A 19064-nucleotide genomic window follows, 5' to 3' on the forward strand; every position below is an offset into this window, starting at 1 on the left:
AGATATTATTTCAACAGATCAGAGGTGAGTACGATTTTTCTTACCGCTTCCTCAAAGAAGTAGGCGATATCAAAGTTCTCGTTAGCTTGATTTTCCATTACTACCACGCTGGTATTACTTTTGGGATAATACAGGTTCACGGCAGTAAAGCCTTCTGCCGGATGGAAGCCGGTATGCCCGAATTCTTTTATGGCCGCCTTATCATTAATACGTAATCCGTAACCATACCCAATTGGGTATGCACTGAAAAGTGGATGTTGGGCAGTGATGACATAGGATGTCATGAGTTGGTAGGTAGCAGGTTTCAGTAATTTGCCATTATGCAGCTGTTCGTTCCATTTCGCTAAGTCGGGCGCCGTAACGATTAAATGACTACTGAAATATTGAGCTGGTTGCAGACTAATCTTCTGATTTACTGTAACAGTACCATCTGTTTTTACGCAATGGCCTTTGGTGATGTAAGGCTGACTGTTGGCTGATGGGTAGTAACTGTGATGCATACCGCATTTTTTGAATAATGCAGTTACCAGTTGGTCAAAGGTTTGATGGGTTTGTTTTTCCAGTATTTGTCCTAACAGGGAGTAGCCCACATTGGAATAGCTGAAAGCTGTGCCAACAGGGAATTTTAAAGGGTTATCCAGGCTCTCGCTGGTCAGCCCTGAAGTATTGTTCAGTAAATGGTGAAGCGTAACCGTGTCTGCCCAACTATATTTAAAATCGGGCAAATACTTACGAATAGGCGTATGCAAGTCAAGGTTTCCTTTTTCAACTTCCATCAAAATTAAGGTAGCTGTAAATTGTTTGGCGATGGACATGGTGGAAAATCCGGCTGTAATTTTCAGGGGCGTCTTCTTATTGAAATCGGCGTACCCATAAGATTTCGCATATTTAATTTTTCCATTCTGTTGAATGAAAACAACGCCATTAAAACTCCTGGGATGTACAGCTTTAATCAGGCTGTCGATAATAGCGGAATAGTTGTCCTTTTTTTGTCCGAACAACAAGCAGGAAATGCAGCATACGGCTACAAGCATGGCTGCAAATCGAATGAGATGGCGCATTGAATTAAAATATATTTTTTTAGTGTGAATAGAGACGCTGAAGAATGGCGAAAGCGGTTAATAACTTAATGTAGTTTTTTTCTTGAATCCTTGTCTGATTGGGTTTTTACATGCTATTGGATCAAACAAATACAAGATGGAACCAGGATTTTTTTCATAATTTAGACGTTACACAAATATAATTTAAAATATCACCATTGGGTGATGAGTAAAAACTTTATTTATCTAAACTTTTATTTCATTCAGCAGTATGCCGGAAAAGACAACGAAACCGAGGGAGAAGAGTAAGGAAAAGAGCAAGCAGGCGTTTATGGAGGCGGTAGGGGAGATACTTAAAACCAAAGGTCATGAAGCGCTTAAAGTGAATGATATTGCCGCTATGGCTGGATTGAGTAAGAAGCTGATCTATAATTATTTTGGCGGAACGGAGCAATTGTTGGATGAATACCTTCATTCGCAGGATTTCTGGACAAAGCTTAATCATGAGGAACTGATTGGAGAGACGACCAATGGGGGAAGGGAAATCACTAAGCAAGTGCTGGCAGATCAATTTGACTTTGTAGCGAATCATATGGCCTTTCAGAAGATATTACTCTGGCAGCTTTCAGAAGAAAGACCATCTCTCCGTAAGATGATAGAAGACCAGGAAGCGACAGGAGAGTTACTGTTTAATGGAATATCGGACCCTTATTTTGGTGAGAAGGCTACTGATTTCCGGGCTATCATGGCCATCCTGATTTCCGGCATTTATTATCTCAATCTGTTTACTAAGGTGAATGGAAGTATGTTTTGTGGAATTGATTTGAATACGCCGGAGGGAGAGTCAAAGATCAGAGAAGCCTTGAATTTCCTGGTGGATAAAACTTATGAGGGCCTGAAGTGAACTAATTGATATGAATACACCCGCATCATCTGTTGTTATTCCCACCCTGGATGCAGCTAGTCCTACTGAAAAATTCTAAAATAATGATTGTGAGGGATAGGAAAGCCCATCATAAAGGTTACAAGACAAGTATAAATACATAAATTTTGTTATCTGTAAAATAATCATATATATTTGTATCGTCATACAAAAACTCAAACAGCAATTTAACCCGTCAATCAAATACACTTTTACTTCAATTATTCATATCCCTTTTAACTATGAAAGCTAAAAAAATCGGCTTTGTAATGGCGATGTGTGCCATTTTTTCTGTAACTGTTCTGCGTGTTCATGCTCAGGATGACAAAAAGAAAGTAGCGATTGTCACTTTCTTCGTGAACAAACAAATTGGTTTAGGTGATGGTAGCGCTCAGCTGGCATCCCGGGTTACAGACCTGGCAGATAACCCTAACTTCAACCTGCAACCAGTACTGGATTCTTTCTATTCCAAGTTCTTCCACAATTTTGCACAGAAATTCCCTTTTGACCTGATGCCGGAAGATTATGTGATCAAGAACCCAACTTACAAAGCATATGATACCAGCTCTGTTGGAATCGTGGTGTTAGTATCCGGTCGTGAACTGAATCCTAATGGATACAAAACGATCTACCCTGGCGGTTTCTTACAGAAAAGTGAAAACCGTAACCAGAATAAATTACTGGAAGTATTCCCGGAAGCTGATGGCGTAATGTTCGTTTGGATGGATTATGAATTCGTACCAAAGAAAGGCTTTGCTGGTATGGGTACCTGCGGTATGAAAGCAACGATCAATATGTGGTTATATAATAAAGAAGCGAAGAAAGTATTCCGCATTTCTGAATACGCTACATCTAAGAAACAAGTAGCCATGGTGGGCGGTATTCCAGTAACGGCCTTCGATAAAGTACTGCCTATGTGTGAAGATGCTTCTGAAAGACTGCTGGTAGAACTGGAAGATAAACTGGATAAGATCAGCCGTAAAGTAGATGCGAAACTGTAGTCGTACTACTAACCATATTGGATATACGTTCTAAGCAGGAATAATCAGGCCTAAAACAACAGTATATAAAAGAATTGGGCTCCCCTGGGGAGCCCAATTCTTTTATATACCAACTATTCGAATGTGAAAAAAAAGGTTATGTATGATATAATTTTTAATTTATACTTATTAAATATATAAAGGATGCTATATATTGCAGTCGCAAAAAAATGAAACCAGATCCCTAATTGAAGTAAGCCTATCACCAAAAACGTTATCGTTTGCGTCGACCCATTTTGAACAAAGCCTATACCTATTATTCGGCAGTCCTATTGACGACCTTATTTTGTCTGCTGACATCTGACCTCCAAGCGCAGCGCCTGGATGCTATTGGAAAGGAAAAGCCACTGAAAGTAACTGGTGGTATTGGATTGGAACAAGTAGCCTATCTCTCTTCCGGACTGGATGCCGGTCGAAGAGACCCGTACAATTTCTTTCTGACAGGAAACCTGAATTTCGACCTCTATGGTTGGGCGGTACCTTTTACCTTTTCCTATACCAACCAGGGAAGAATGGCTTTCTCTCAGCCATTTAACCAGTATGGTCTAACGCCTACGTATAAATGGATTACCGGTCATATTGGCTATTCCAGTATGAACTTTTCCAGTTATACCCTCAGCGGTCACTTATTTAATGGAGTAGGTGTAGATCTCGCACCAGCAGGCCGTTTCAAATTCAGCGCCATGTATGGCCGACTACAACAGGCCGTAGCGCCGGATACCACCCGCCCGGAAGTCGTTCCAGCGTACAGGCGTATGGGTTATGGCTTTAAAGCGAGCTATGGTACCGGAAAAGATAATATTGATCTGATCCTTTTCAGAGGAAAAGATGAGGAAGGCTCTATTCCGGCATTATCTTCTTCCTATAATCTTACGCCAAAAGAAAACCTGGTGCTGGGCGTAAATGTGAGCAAACAAATATTCAGTCGCCTCCTCGTGAACGCAGAAGTAGCCTGGAGCGCACTGACAAGAGACTCCCGCGCAGAAAACGATACGGTGGCTCATGTTAAGTTCCCAAGTCTGGGTATGCTGACTAAAAACAGTTCTACTGCTTTATATACTGCCTATAAAACTGGTATTACCTACGCTGCCAATAAATACTCCGTGGGAGTAGGCTATGAGTGGGTGGCGCCTGAATATAAAACCCTCGGCGCTTATTATTTTACCAATGACTTCGAAAACATCACTGGTAACTTCCAGTTCCGCATGCTGAAAGATAAAATCACCGGCGGTATCAACGCGGGGGTACAGCATAATAACCTCAATAAAGATAAGATTAGTACGATGAGTCGCATGGTGGGGGCCTTGAACCTGTCATGGGTCGCCACTAAGAAACTGAACCTGAATTTCAGCTACAGCAACTTCCAGTCATACGTCAACATAAAATCTGATTTTGATTATATCAACCAGGTATCTCCTTATCAGAACCTGGATACGCTCAACTATACGCAGATCTCCAGGAATGCGTCTGTTAGCATGAACTACAACATTGCCCGCACGAAGGAAAAAACACAGATGCTGATCTGTAACGTTTCGTATATGCAGAGCAGTGATTTGCAAGGAGGCGTGAAACAGCCTACCGGAGCCACTTTCTACAACCTGAATACTGCTTATAGTATGCAAATGGTACCTCAGAATATGTCGCTCAACTTTGGCTTTAATGCCAACCGGAATACTACCATGAACATGGAAAACTTTACCCTCGGCCCTACGCTGGGACTGACTAAATCGCTGTTCGATAAAAAGCTGAGAACTTCTGGTAGTCTCTCCTGGAATGGCAGCTTTAATAACGGAACGTCTACCAGTAAGGTATTGGCAGGCCGACTTTCAGGCGCGTATTCCATCAAGAAAGTGCATAGTCTGAACTTGGGTATCACAGGGTTGAACCGTAGTGGAAGTAGCAAGACACGTAGTATTTCTGAGTTGACTACTACCCTGGGCTATAATTATAATTTTTAAAATCTCCCGATGAACGTCTGTAAACGTTTTATATATACGCTGTTTTTGCTGTTGACAGGAATGCAGGTCATGGCCCAAACTAATCACCCGGTGATGGTCAATGTCCAGTTGAATCCGCCGTACAGTCTCTATTTGAGCGATTATGCTGCGCCGGATGTACAGCGGATGCAGGTACATATATTATTAAAGGATTTAACAGAAACCAATTATAAATGCCGCCTTCGTCTAAAAATTGAAGGACCAGGCATTACGCTGCAAAGCAGAACCGGGTTCTATGTTTCCCCCATTCTTATCAATGGAGGAGAAATGCTGACGTTGAGCGGACCTGATCTCGCCCCCTACTTCAATCCGCAGAACCTTTTCATTCAGGGGTTGGATAATAACGCCTTTACAAAAAATGGGGCCAAACTGCCGGAAGGCATCTATAAGTTTACTATAGAAGTATTGGATTATCTCCGCAATACCACAGTGTCTAACCAAGGAACCGCTATGGTAGCCGGTTTTCTTAGTTACCCGCCTATCATCAACCTGCCGATGGCGAATACGAAAGTAGATGCGATGGACCCTCAGAATGTGGTTTTTCAATGGATGCCCCGACATACGGCCTCCATCAATGCTGCATTTAATGTAGTGTACAAATTTAGGCTGGTGGAACTGATTCCGGAAAACAGAGATCCCAATGACGCCATGCGCTCACTGCGACCCATATACGAAAACATGACGGAGCAAACCATGATGGTATATGGCCCCGGCGAACCGGCACTTACGCCAGGAAACAACTATGCCGTGCAGGTCCAGGCAGTGGAAGCAGATGGGAAAGATATGTTTGTGAACGATGGATTCAGTGAAGTGGTAAAATTCACCTATGGTGAGAAATGTAGTGTGCCCCAACAGATTGTGGCTGCCTTTGCAGGAAAGAATGATCTGAAGCTCACCTGGAATGCCACTACTTCCCAACAGGGCTTTACAGTAAGGTATAGGGAGTCGGGAGACACGCCTTCTCAATGGTATGAAGACAACACTTATCTGCCACAGGCAGTTATTTCCGGGCTGAAGCCAGGTAAAAAATATGAGTACCAGGTGAAAGGGCAGTGTATCTGGGGATATGGAGATTACTCAGCAGTGCAGGATTTCACCATGCCGAATGAAACCATGACGAAAGGGGATTTCGTCTGCGGTCGTGATCCTAATCTTAGTAGAATTGAGAACACCAAAGGATTAGAGAAGCTTAAAGCGCAGGATACTATTTACGCTGGTGATTTTAAAGTGATTATCCTGCAGGCTACCGGAAGCAATGGGAATTTCAGTGGAGAAGGACAAGTGATGGTGCCGTTGCTCAATTTCGCAGACCTCGGCGTTACATTTAATAATATCAGTGTCAATACAGATAAACGTATGTACGCCGGCGTTATAGAACTGGCACAGGATAACAGAGAGCAGGTATCAAAAGACCTGAGCCAGGCATTGAAAGATTATATTAACAAACTGGATGGTTTGCTGAGCGAAGGTACGACACCGAAAGATTTGATGACAATTGATGCGCTTCAGGAAATGTCAATCATAGATAAGCTGAAAGGTTGGGATGAGCTGGATGCCAAGACAAAAGAAGCATTGGATGAGATTCAGGACAAGCTAAAAGATCTGAAGGCTTATCAGGATCAATATCCGGACATGACGCCGGAGCAGCGAGAAACAAGCGGTCAGCAAATAGCCAAAGATCTGAATAAAGCGAAGAACGCCTTGGCAGATGCTGCCAAAGCTATTGGCGAAGCGCTGAAAGAGTTGTTTAACCTATTCCGTCGTGCACAGAAAAAGGTAAGAGAGTCATATACCGAATCTGAGTTGGCGAAATTGAAATCTACCCTTGATATTAATGAAGCATCATTGGATCGGGTGATATCCAGACAACGATCCAATTACGCATCTACTGCCACAACAGATAATACACAAGAAGTTATTCTATTAGGTAAGGTGACAATCACGGAAACTATACCAGATGCGGGAATGCAGGCAAATATTGCCTATGTAGACGCAATGGCATCTTATTATAAACAACTGGTCATACTTACACTGGCTAAGGAGAATTTAAGTGAGACCCAGTTAAAGACCATCACTAATAATCTGAAGGTGGAAGGTTATAAGACAGTGAGTGAAATGGAGACGGTGGCAACGAATAAAGATGACGCTGCCAAAGATAAGCTTGTCGATAGTTTATCGAAGGCGCTGGTAGAATTAGGAAACAAATTATTTGAATTAAAGATCTCAAACGGTAAGCAATGAGAACGGTGAAGCATATATTAATCAGGATATTCTTTCTATGTTGTAGCCTGCTGCTGTTGAATACTTCAGTATCCCTTGCAGCGGAGATAGACTCTGCATGGTTCCATCAATTAGTGGATAAGGCATCCGTTTCTCTGAGGAATACTGTTCTCCGGAATGAGGCGCTGAAAGCACAGGGCCGTGAACGGGAAATGAGTTTTGTAGTGACAGTGACAGACGGAGAAAAGGTAGGACCTCCCTATCTGATGGACAATGGCATTGATGGTAATAAAAGCGCTTTAACAACATTTGAGAAAGAGAGGGTAGAACTGGAGGATCGTTTAAAGAAAATATACACTGCTGAGAATGTAGAGGCATATGTGTTAATGTTGAACTGCTTTGATGTAAAATTAAAGCGGTTATTGGCGGATTCCATTTCTGTAGAATGGCTCTTCAATAAGGCCTCCTCTGATTATTCCGATATTCCTGACCTTAAGGCATTGCATGATCGATTTACGCAGGCCGTATTGATTTCCAGACAAATATTCAAAGATTCTGCTCCCCGAATCCTATTGAGTACTGGTGTGTATCGTATTGCACGCAGAGACAATGAAGGTAGACCTGTCAGCGATAATTATTACTATTTCAAGCCGACACCCAATCCTTCTAATAAGCTCGCCACAGAGGATATTACACCGTTATTATACAGATACCTTAGAGAGAATAATCCCAAGGATGGAAGCGCACTGGAGTACGCTAACTTTCAGGTTGCGGCTCTTGAAAAGGCGATTCATAGTTCAAAATATAAGGCAAGTATCCTGAGTACTTTCGATGTGTCTGATATGATTGCCATCCTGAATAATTTCAGCTCGGCGGTGGACTATAAAGGGTTGTCGTTGGAAGAACGGGTTCATATTATTAGTGTATTGCTGACAGAGCATCTGAAGGGAAATTATGGATTGTTCCAAAATGGAGAAGGCGCCGTGATGAAGATTTTCAATACGGTCCCCCCAGAGCAAACTGAAGGATTCTTTACTGCGTTGGAAGCTCCCACTAGGATAGTGAAAGATGCATCAAACCACTATCCACTGATTTATCGTTTGTTGGATGAAATGGACGATGCGTTATTATTCGCGGGGGGGAATAATTATACAAATTTGATTGTTGCTGTAAAAAACTTGCTGATTCAATCTCCTAAGTTTGGTGCTCGGGCGCAAGCAATTTCCTCTACCCCAGAGAAATTACTGCAACATTGCATTCGCTGGAAAGGGGATGGGGCATATTTGCCGGGTGACCGTAAATATACTGTGAAGTTACTGGAAAGTGGTCAGGTTCAGATTGATACGCGTATTGTGCTGGAAACGCATGCCATAACAGCTGGAGAGGACCAGGAATTGGCCGGTGCTACGTGGACAAACTATGTACCTGGATCTGACCAAACGAATATTTTTTCGCCTTTTGAGCTAATTGGCTTTACAAACTTAAGCAAGCAGTCCTTCTTAAATCCGCTAAGTGGTGCCAAGAATGACAGTATGGCTTTCATGCCTGCCATTTTCCTGGATTATGCCATTAAGAAGAAGGCCAATATGGACCTGCAGAAGGCCGGCTTTATGTTATTGGATTTGGCAACACTCGCCACCGGTTATGGCGGAATCATAGCAGCAGCCAGCGATATAAGGAAGGCAATCGTTATATTTAACATGGGTACCGCTACCCTTAATATAACTGCCAATACTTTTGAAGAACAACTAGAAGGGACCCGATTCCATGAAGTGGTGGATGCTGCTAATATGCTCATGTTAGCGGTAGGTGTGGCCGAGTTGGGGCGGTCCGGTCCCAGAACAATGGCAACGGCGTTGAAGGTAGGTATGAAAGTATCCGGAACTGTCTCGAAGGAAGTCGCCTTACGATTTATAGCGGCGGTGATGAGGGCTGAGATAGAACTGAAAAATGTTCGACTGGGCACCAGAGCTGCTGATGAGTTGTTGGCCTTAAAGAACGAATTAGTGATAGAGTGGCCTGAGACTTACAAAACAGATCTGGCGGAAGATCTTAAGGAGTTCGATGCTAAAGCTAAGCCGGAGTTGGAGGCGCCGAAAGTCATAGAGGAAGCTCCGAAGGCAGGAGAGGAAGCACCGAAACCTAAGGAAGAGGCGATTAACACCGGGGGAGTTGAAGGTTCGATTGATAAAGTTATCAAAAAAACATACCCTTTTGCTGAGTACTTGGATATATCAGGTGACGTTAAACAATGTGTATATGAGCTTAATGGCAAACAAATTGTGGCGGACCATGTTTTTGTTGGTGAAGGGGTCAATAAAGTCTGGGTTCTACCAGATGATGTAAAAGAGGTTGTGCATGCAGAGAAAATTGCCAAATATGTTGGAGATGATATAATTATGCCAAGAGAGAAGTTTCCTGCAGTAGATGGTATTAAAGCGAGCAATGGACAGGGGGTATCATTTAAAAAACCGAATGGTACTACTATGAAAAATGTCAAAGACCAAATTAATAAAGCATATAATAGGATAAAGAGTAATAATGGGAAAGGGGATGATTTTATTCAGGAAGGATATAAATTACGTAAATGGGAAGGTGTTGAACTTCATATTGAATGTATGAATATTGATGCGACATGGTCAGAGTACGAGCAAATGTGGGATTACCATTGTAGAAATCCTCAAACCGGTTTGAGAAATGATGGGCTTATCACCCGGATTGTAATTTATTTAAAAGATGGGACGATAAAAGAGTTGGATTTAAATAAACTTAAAAAGTAAGAAGTGTAATATGACACAGAATTCGAGGCTGCAAGTTTCAGAGAAATTCTATTTTGAACAGGAACTTATACCAGGTTTATATATAATCGGTAATTGGGGCATACAGTCAAGGAATACATATGAAGGGATGATACCAACTCATTTCTATGAAATACTACAACATTTCCTTTCTTTTTTTCCATGGTTAGAAATATTAAAGGTAAGTATGGCTTGTATTGATGATGTTTGGGAAAGCAAAAGTTCAGCATATTCCTTGAAAGAGTGGTGTATACAAAAAGATCAATTCTTCGCAGAAAACAAATTGCTCATTACTAGTGGGATGGATATTGCTACAGTAGATCTTAACTATAGAATGTCCTACAATGATATCCCATTCAGTTTTAATGAACAGGGGACTGGCTATGTCTATATCATGTTAGATGATAATGGGGGTGTTTATGCTTCGCTGAACTTAATAGTCGATGTATTTCATAAAGAACCCAAGGATACAAGCAAGTTGAAACTAACTCAGCATCAGGCTGAACATAATAATAACCTGCTGACTCACTCCCTAAGAGAAATCGAAGCGAGTGGATTATATGAAATTGAGGTGTTTGAAAGCGATTTATATAGCCAAGAAATTCATAAGTACGGCTTTCAATGCGAGTAATATCTGAGAAGTCATATTGTAATTTATGGTTATGATAACCCAGGAAGAATGGAATGGATATAATGCCGAGGTTAAAGTTAACTTTAACCTCGGTATTACTGAACTGACTATCCGATGAATTAAATTAGGAGCCCCTCATCCTGGGCTCCACACCTATGAAACTATGATCCGACACCTATACCTTACCATCCTATGTCTGTTTGCGGTTGTTGCCGCATTTGCTCAGGAACAGCCGCGCCCGCGAACTCCGCTGGAGCAGCACATTCATGATGTAAACAAACTCATTCAGGAACGTCGTGCTACTAAGCTACTGAAGAATGAAACGCTTTATAGTCAACTACAAGATACTACACAGTTTAAACTCCCTGTGGGTATTGGTGGTACAGGGAATGGTAACCCTCCCGTTATCATCGACAGTATCCGCTTCCTCCCTGATCACGCTGAAATCACTGTCTATATAGTGGTTCCCACCCCTAACGGAGAACTGATGTTCGCCGCCAGCAGCGTTCCTATCAGCATGAACGGCGGACTAGTAGGAACAGCCAGACTGGAACTCGTGAACGATCCCAAGCTGAATCTCTTCGGTGATAAATCGGAGTTCCGCTTTTTACATGGTAAAACATTTGTGGAGTTCGACTGTGATGGGTTTAAAAGATTAGGTATAGGTGCAGAAGTGAATCTGCCGGAATATATCGTTCCTGCAGGGTTAGATGCTACGCAGCCCACCAATCAGCGGGTGAAAGCCACCTTTGAGGCGGCTGCTTCCGATATCAACGATATCATTGCCGGTGTTTCTATTCAGCCATTCCAGATTCGTGGAGTGAAGAATGTCACCATTACCGTACAGGATGCAATCATAGATCTGAGTGATGCCAATAATAGTCCGGATGTAGTATTCCCTAAAGAATACAACACAGATGATAAAACCTTCTGGAGAGGATTCTTCCTGCGCAAATTTGAAGTGCAACTGCCACCTGAATTAAGAAAGCGCAGTTCGAAAAAACCATTAACCTTTACCGTTAGAAACGCCTTGATCGATGATAAAGGCTTCTCCGGGGCAATGGCCATCACGAACCTGCTTCCATTGGAAGATGGTGACATGGGTGGATGGCAGTTCTCTGTAGACAAGCTGGGGCTGGACTTTGTAGCGAATCAGCTCAAAGGCGGCGAACTGACTGGTGAATTGATTCTCCCTATCACAGCAAAAGAAAATCATTTCGGCTATTCTGCGGTATTCCGTCCGGGCAGCGAATATGTATTTAAGGTGAAAATGAAGGACACGGTGTCTGTCCCTATCTTCATCGGTAAGGGTACGCTGCTGCCCAACTCCTCTATACAAGTGGCCGTAAAAGATGGCAACTTCCAGGCGATGGCTGTTTTAAACGGTTCCTTGTCGATCACCGGTGGCAATGGAGGAGAAGGCATTTCCTCCCTGGCGAAAAAATTCAATGTGCCAGACCTGCAGTTTGAAAGACTGACTATATCCACTGAAGCGCCTTATTTCCACGAAGGGATATTTTCTTTCTCTAATGATTTGAAAATGCCTACCATCGCTGGTTATGGCTTCTCTATCGATGAAATTGGCCTGGTGAAAAAAGGAGAGAAAAGAGGGCTGGCTTTAGGCGTGAAATTGAATGTCAGTGGAACCGGTACCAACGGATTCGCCGCTGATGCGAAGTTCGCGCTGATGAGTACCATGGATAAAGATGAGGATGGAAAAATCCATTTCAAATTCTCCAGCCTGGACGTAAGTCGTATCTCCATTGATATTCATCAGGGCGTGTTTGCACTCAAAGGCGGACTGGAATTCTTCACAGATGATGATATCTACGGAAATGGTTTCCGCGGAGATATCGATGCTTCACTGCAAATATGTAAGGCAGAAGTAAAACTCCAGTCGACGGCACTCTTTGGAAATGTAAAAGGAGAGCGTTACTGGTATGCGGATATCATGGTAGACCTACCTGTCGCTATTACCATTTTCCCGCCTGCTGTGAGTATTAAAGGCTTCGGTGGAGCCCTGTTCTATGGGGTTTCTGTACTGGAGAAAGGAGCTAATACGGGACCTTATCGACTCGGTAAAACAAATACGGGTATTATCTATAAACCGGACGCTAATTCCGGGCTGGGTATCAAAGCCTCTTTGAAATTTATTGCCTTAAAAGAGAAGACCCTCAGTGGTGATGTGGGATTGGAATTGGCCTTCAACCGTAGTGGAGGATTAAGAAAAATCACCTTCCGTGGATTGGTGAACGTCATGTCTCTCGGATTAAGTGAGGGTACTACGGATATGTTGAAGAATCTGTCTGGTATGATGAAAGACGGACAGCCTGCGGATGCGCCAGCTGGTGATTGTGGCTACGATCCGAATGCATTTAATCCTACCGGTTTGATCTCTGCCGGCTTAATGGTAGATGTAGATTTTGAGAACAGCAGTCTCCTCGCAAATTTGAAAGTATATGTAGATGTATATGGAGTGTTTACAGGAGTAGGTCCGAAAGGCTTAGCTGGAGAGGGCGAATTCTATGTAGGCCCTGAAGGATGGCACCTGTTTGCTGGTAAACCAGATAATCCAATTGGTGTAAGTATCCTGGGATTAGCGAAGGCACATGCCTACTTTATGGTGGGTAATGGACTGCCTGGAAGTCCGCCGCCACCGGCTATCGTATCCGAAATCCTCGGTGGTATGGATCTGGATTACATGCGAGATCTGAATGCGCTGGGTAAAGGTTCAGGGTTTGCTTTTGGGGCAGGACTGGATTTTGATACCGGCGATATGGACTATGGCGTATTCTATGCGCGACTTAGAGCTGGTTTAGGATTTGATATTATGGTGAAAGACTATGGTAATGATGTTCATTGTGAAGGAGGCAGCGGTCCTATTGGTATCAACGGCTGGTATGCCAATGGCCAGATCTATGGTTATTTCCAGGGTAAAATTGGTATCCGCGTAAAACTCTTCTTCAAGAAGGGCAACTTCGATATTCTTGAACTGGGCGCTGCAGTAGTGCTTCAGGGTAAACTTCCTAATCCTTCCTGGATGCGTGGTACTGTAGGCGGTTATTTCAAACTGTTCGGCGGTATGATCAGAGGTAACTGCCGCTTCCAGATGACCTTGGGTAAGGAATGTAAAATCGTTGGTAATAATGCGTTTGCAGATGCAGGCGTACAGGTGATTGCAGATGCTACCCCTGGGAATGGAGATACAGAACAAAGTATATTTACGGCTCCACAGTTGGTATGCAATATGCCAATAGGAGACATTATTAGCATTTCAGATGATAATGGTAAAACCCGCCATTTCAGGTCAAGACTGGAGTATATGTCGCTCCGCAAAGAAAGTGCGAATGCAGCCGGTACACAGGAATGGAACAGCGATAATACTGTAGTGGTATTAAACACTGCTCAATGCCTGGAACCAAGATCCAATTATAAATTGACTGCCCGCGTTACCTTTGAAGAAAACGAAAATGGTAGTTGGACGCCATACCTGGTGGATGGAAAACAATACGCAGAGGAAGTAAACAATACCTTCACGACCGGCAATCTCCCTGATAAAATTCCGGAAGATAAAATCAAATTTACTTACCCTATCAGAAAGCAACTGAACTTCTATAAGGATGAATTGCCTTCGCATAATGGCTATATCCAGTTCAAACAGGATCTGGCGCCAATGTTCAGACCAGATAGCTCATTCAAACAAACAGCCCGACTGATTCCTGCCAATGGAGATCCTATTGATATTGCATTCAGCTATGATACGGGTAGAGTGAGCTTCCGATATCCGGATGGAATGAAGAATGATGAAATATATACGTTTGCGTTAGTGAATGTGCCAACAGAAAATGAGTCAGATATCAGCCGAAACGTTGTATCGCAGAAGAAAGATATCGGAGATGGACAGAGCGGAGACCTGAGCGTTACCACGAAAAAAGCTACACGCAGTATTACTGTTGGCTCAGAGAAAGCATTCTATCAACTTGATTTCCGTAGTAGTAAATACAATACATTCAACCAGAAACTGGATGCGCTGGGTGTAGGAAGTTCATTCCGCTGGCCAATTAGCAATGGAGTGCATGAACTGGGTTACCAGTATACCAATACAGAACTGTTTGATAATGCCGAAGTGGATGGTAATGGTAACAGTGAGGTCTTACAGTTTGAAGCAATACTGGATGATAATACCTGGTATAAGGAAGACATCTATCCATATACCTACGCAGGTTACCCAATTACACCGGTAGGGAATACTGCTGGTCCGGCCATTACTATCGACTGGCGTAATCCGCAAACGATGGGCGTACCACCAGTAAGAGCTATTTATATCCGTCAGCAGTCGCAGGGCCTCCAGTTAAATGAGAATGGCAATGCACAATTCTCTGGTATTTCCACCTTTGTATTCAACCTGCCATATTACATTGAGCGGGATAACTCTAACGTCGCTAACAGAATGGTCAACAATATGTATGGATTGGGACTGAATTATACTGATCAGCAGAAGTTGATACTGACCCGCAACTGGGTGCCAGTAAGAAAAGGCGATTATAAGTTCCGGATTAAATATGTCCTGCCAGGTATAAATATGAGTACCTCTTCCAGGATCATTACCATTCAAAACCCAACAGGATTATAACCGATGAAAATATTAAGTGAAATGAGGGTTAAACGCATATTAGTGATAGCAGGAGTGGCCGTTGGCCTGATGATGCCGGAATGCTTGCTGGCGCAGAAGAAGTCGGCCAGCCAACCTGGACAGATTGCGGTAATGGCCCGTGCCAGCCAGGACTCCATCATGCTGCGATGGGCGCCGGTTAATTATCAGCTATGGAAGCATGCTAACCAGTACGGCTATATTATTACTCGTTATACAGTAATGCGCGATAATCATTTGTTACCTGTGCAAACTGCACAGGTAATGACACCGCAGCCCATCAGGCCTTTACCATTGCCTGCCTGGGAAGCGGTGGCACAGAAGAGTGAAAAGTGGGGAAGTATTGCTGCGCAAGCCTTGTACGGTGAAAAGTTTGAAGTGACTGCAGGCGGCGGCAACAGCAAAGGAGATGTAATGGCGATGTATAATCAATCCCAGGAACAGGAATCTCGTTATGGATTCGCTTTATTCTCCGCAGATCAATCATACGATGTGGCTAAAGCTGCTGGTTTAGGTTGGGTGGATCATACTACCAAAGCCAACGAAAAATACCTGTATCGTATATACATGGCAGTTATACCGGTTGGCATAAAGGCAGATACGGGATTTATCTATACAGGGGCAGCTGATGCACAGGCGCTGCCTGCGCCGAGAGAGCTAAAAGTAGAAAGTCTGGAAACTGGCGCTATGATCAGTTGGAATAAGAAGATCTTTGATCATATTTATAATGCATGGCTGCTGGAACGTTCTTCTGACAATGGCAAAACGTTTACATCTGTTAGCAAGGAGCCGCTGATTAATACGCAGGAAGGGTTAACGGATAAAACAAATTCTTTCTATCGTTTGGATACCGGACTGATACCCGAAAAAACCTACATCTATCGGGTAAAAGGTCTGACTGCATTTGGCGAAACAGGACCTGCATCTGATACCATCATGGTGACCCTTTATCACCGACTGGAGGTGAATCCTGTTATCCTGGAAACGGAGATGCGTAATGGTCAGGTGTATATTCGCTGGAGAATGCCACTGAACAAGGCTAAGATTGTTCGTTATGATATGGAGCGTTCCATGTCTCCCAATAAAAAATATACTGTACTAAATAAATCTCCACTCCAGGAGAAAGACTCCATTTTCGTAGACCCTTCCCCGTTAAATAGTAATTATTACCGGGTGAAAGCAACTACCAAAGATGGACAGGTAATGCATTCATTCCCGCATTTTGTACAACAGGAAGACTCTATCCCGCCAGTAGCGCCAGTTGGAGCAAAAGGTATGATTGACAAAAAAGGAGTGGTATATCTCTCCTGGGATGAAAATAAAGAACCGGATTTATTCGGATATCGTGTGTTCAGAGCCAACTCTCCAAAAGAAGAATTCGTACAGGTAACAAGAAAAGCTACTGAAACAAACAGCTTCATCGATACGATCACTTTAAAAACGCTCACGAAAAATGTGTATTACCGAATTGTAGCGCTGGACAAGCATTACAACCCTTCAGAATATTCTGAAATCCTGGTACTGAAACGCCCGGATATTATCCCTCCGGTATCGCCATTCTTTACGAATGTAAATGCATCTACGGAAGGTGTTTCCCTCGAATGGACGCCCAGTGGTAGTGAAGATGTAGAATGCCATGAGTTAATGCGTACGAAAGACAGTGTATGGGAAACCGTTAGATATATTCCGATTACTGATTCTACTCATAACTATGTGGATTCGACCGCTATTCCCGGAATGAAGTATATGTATCAAATCATCGCTACTGATGATAGTGGCCTTCAAGGTATATCCAAAACAGTGAGCGCCGGCCGTATTGATATGGGGCGACTGGATGTATCAAAATCATTAAAGGTCGTAATTGACAGAGACGCCAAGCAGGTGAAACTTAGCTGGCAACATAAACCAGGGGTAGATAGAATCTGGATGTACAGAGCTGTGGGAGATGCGCCATATAAGTTGTATCAAACATTTACTGGTGCTGAAAGCAGTTTCGCAGATAGCGGTCTTTTGATCAATACAATATATCGATATAAACTGAAAATGATCAATACAGGTAATGGCAAGAATGGATTTACAGAGGAAGTCATTGTAAATTATTAGTTGCATTACTATTATAGTTCCTATGAAATATCTTATAAAGGTAATTTTTCTACTACTGTTAACCATGAAGGTGGTAGACACTTCGGCTCAGACCAAACTGTACCGTGCCTATCTGCATCTTACCGCAAACTTTATAAACTTGAGCGGAGGTTGCTCTCTTTCAGCATCCCCAGGTGTGTATATTAATACAGGTACTGAGCAATTTTCTGATTCAAGGAATTTTTATCAGCAGAATTACAGTATTGATGCCGACGCATATTTTGCTTCCGCTCCAACGAGAATGTCGCTAGTTTCTGAAGGCGATGTTGTCGGTTTTAATTTTGCTCCAGGTGCGACATCTGGGTCTAGGACCCAAGATGCTCCTTGCTGGCGCTATAACTTAAGTGGCAATTTTGTTGAAATACCTTTGACGATCAATAAGGGGAGTGATAATATTTATTGTGCGGATGCAACTGCTTCTTTTTCACTGCCTGATAATCCCACAAATATCCGTTGGTATATTGGAAATGGATCAAGTACATCGCTGACAACGCTTAATACCAGAACTATCCAACTAACAGCAGATTATATAAGGAATGTATTACACCTGGATCCCCAAAGCCCGCTGGCAATCCGGGCGGAAGCTGATTATGGCAGTAAGTTTCCTAACATGAGTTTCCCTATAGTACAGGGTATTACTTTCACTTCCCGTGTACCCACACCATCAGTAGGGATAATAGAGCCAAAGTGTTATGGCGATAAAGGAGCCATTGTATTAAGTAATTTTGTCTATTCTGATGGAACTGCATATGATGGATCTACACCATTGAAACTTAGTATTAAAGGACCGGAAGTATTAAACCCCGTAATAAATTCACCAAGTGTTACCATTCCTGTAGTACCTGGGATATATACAGTGGCAGTAGAGAGTCAGGATTTAAAATGTATGAAGACATTACCTGTTGATGAAATTCATGCAGTTCAACAGGATTTATCCGCTACTACTGCACTTTCTTGTGTGGGTGGTAGTCCTGCGGTTACTGTAACAGCAGCGGGTGGATCTTCTCCTTATACCTATTCCCTGAATGGTGGAACAGCTACCGCGAATAATCTCTTTACGAACTTGCAACCTGCCACCACTTATCTCATCACTTACTATGATAAGAATAATTGTAGTAAAACGATCAGTGTAACTACACCAGCCGCAGTTGCAATAGCAAGCTATACTACCAAAGCGCCATCAGGGACTATGGCAGACGGTGAGATTACCCTAACAGGAACAGGAGGTAATGCACCTTATGAATACAGTCTGGATAAAACATCCTGGCAGTCCGGTAATACGTTTACGGGACTCCTCGCAGCCACTTACAATGTATGGGCGCGCGATAGTAAAGGCTGTATCAGTGCTAATCCTGTTACTGTTCCGCTGGAACCACTGGATTTCACTACTACAACGACGTCCGTAAAATGTGCCGGGTATGCAGATGGAACGATCACGCTTAAAATCACAGGTGGAAGTAGTCCTTATAAAATCAAACTGGACAACGGCGTATATCGTGCCAATGATAATCTGTTCAAAGACTTGTCCGCAGGCACTTACGAAGTATACGTACAGGATAGTAGAGGTGTAGAGATGCATCACCCGGTAACAGTAGGTAGTCCTACACCGGTGAGCTTTACTTA

The 19064-nt window shown here is 43.0% G+C and carries 10 protein-coding genes; 9 read left to right on the plus strand and 1 reads right to left on the minus strand.

Annotated elements, in window-relative coordinates; all coding sequences use genetic code 11:
* Nucleotides 1-5: 5 nt before the first annotated feature.
* Complete coding sequence (locus tag CLV59_RS05165) at nucleotides 6-1061, minus strand: serine hydrolase domain-containing protein (RefSeq protein ID WP_111590919.1); 1056 nt, start codon at nucleotides 1059-1061, stop codon at nucleotides 6-8.
* A 250-nt stretch (nucleotides 1062-1311) separates the two neighbouring features.
* Between CLV59_RS05165 and CLV59_RS05170 the strand changes: the two genes are divergently transcribed.
* The 9 genes from CLV59_RS05170 to CLV59_RS28850 form a co-directional block, all read left to right on the plus strand.
* Complete coding sequence (locus tag CLV59_RS05170; protein WP_111590920.1) at nucleotides 1312-1944, plus strand: TetR/AcrR family transcriptional regulator; 633 nt, start codon at nucleotides 1312-1314, stop codon at nucleotides 1942-1944.
* A 260-nt stretch (nucleotides 1945-2204) separates the two neighbouring features.
* Nucleotides 2205-2963 carry a hypothetical protein gene (locus tag CLV59_RS05175; RefSeq protein WP_111590921.1) on the plus strand — a complete coding sequence of 253 codons (759 nt, stop codon included), beginning with the start codon at nucleotides 2205-2207 and terminating at the stop codon, nucleotides 2961-2963.
* Nucleotides 2964-3223: 260 nt separating this feature from the next.
* The gene (locus tag CLV59_RS05180) at nucleotides 3224-4960 is read left to right on the plus strand and encodes a hypothetical protein (protein ID WP_146616130.1); all 1737 of its coding nucleotides are present in this window, start codon (nucleotides 3224-3226) and stop codon (nucleotides 4958-4960) included.
* Nucleotides 4961-4969: 9 nt separating this feature from the next.
* The gene (locus CLV59_RS05185; RefSeq protein ID WP_111590923.1) at nucleotides 4970-7240 is read left to right on the plus strand and encodes a fibronectin type III domain-containing protein; all 2271 of its coding nucleotides are present in this window, start codon (nucleotides 4970-4972) and stop codon (nucleotides 7238-7240) included.
* Nucleotides 7237-9999, plus strand: a complete 2763-nt coding sequence (locus CLV59_RS05190; RefSeq protein ID WP_111590924.1) for a hypothetical protein — start codon at nucleotides 7237-7239, stop codon at nucleotides 9997-9999. The genes CLV59_RS05185 and CLV59_RS05190 overlap by 4 nt, the downstream gene beginning before the upstream one ends.
* A 10-nt stretch (nucleotides 10000-10009) precedes the next feature.
* Nucleotides 10010-10648 carry a hypothetical protein gene (locus CLV59_RS05195; protein ID WP_111590925.1) on the plus strand — a complete coding sequence of 213 codons (639 nt, stop codon included), beginning with the start codon at nucleotides 10010-10012 and terminating at the stop codon, nucleotides 10646-10648.
* A 163-nt stretch (nucleotides 10649-10811) separates the two neighbouring features.
* Nucleotides 10812-15281, plus strand: coding sequence for a hypothetical protein (locus CLV59_RS05200; protein WP_111590926.1), 4470 nt, complete (start codon nucleotides 10812-10814; stop codon nucleotides 15279-15281).
* Between the two features lie 21 nt (nucleotides 15282-15302).
* Nucleotides 15303-17402, plus strand: a complete 2100-nt coding sequence (locus tag CLV59_RS05205) for a fibronectin type III domain-containing protein (RefSeq protein ID WP_111590927.1) — start codon at nucleotides 15303-15305, stop codon at nucleotides 17400-17402.
* Nucleotides 17403-18051: 649 nt separating this feature from the next.
* Nucleotides 18052-19064 (plus strand): SprB repeat-containing protein (locus CLV59_RS28850; RefSeq protein WP_211323727.1); only part of this gene is annotated, 1013 nt, incomplete at its 3' end.

Origin of the sequence: Chitinophaga dinghuensis (assembly GCF_003259435.1) — a bacterium.
GTDB classification, from domain to species: Bacteria; Bacteroidota; Bacteroidia; order Chitinophagales; family Chitinophagaceae; genus Chitinophaga; species Chitinophaga dinghuensis.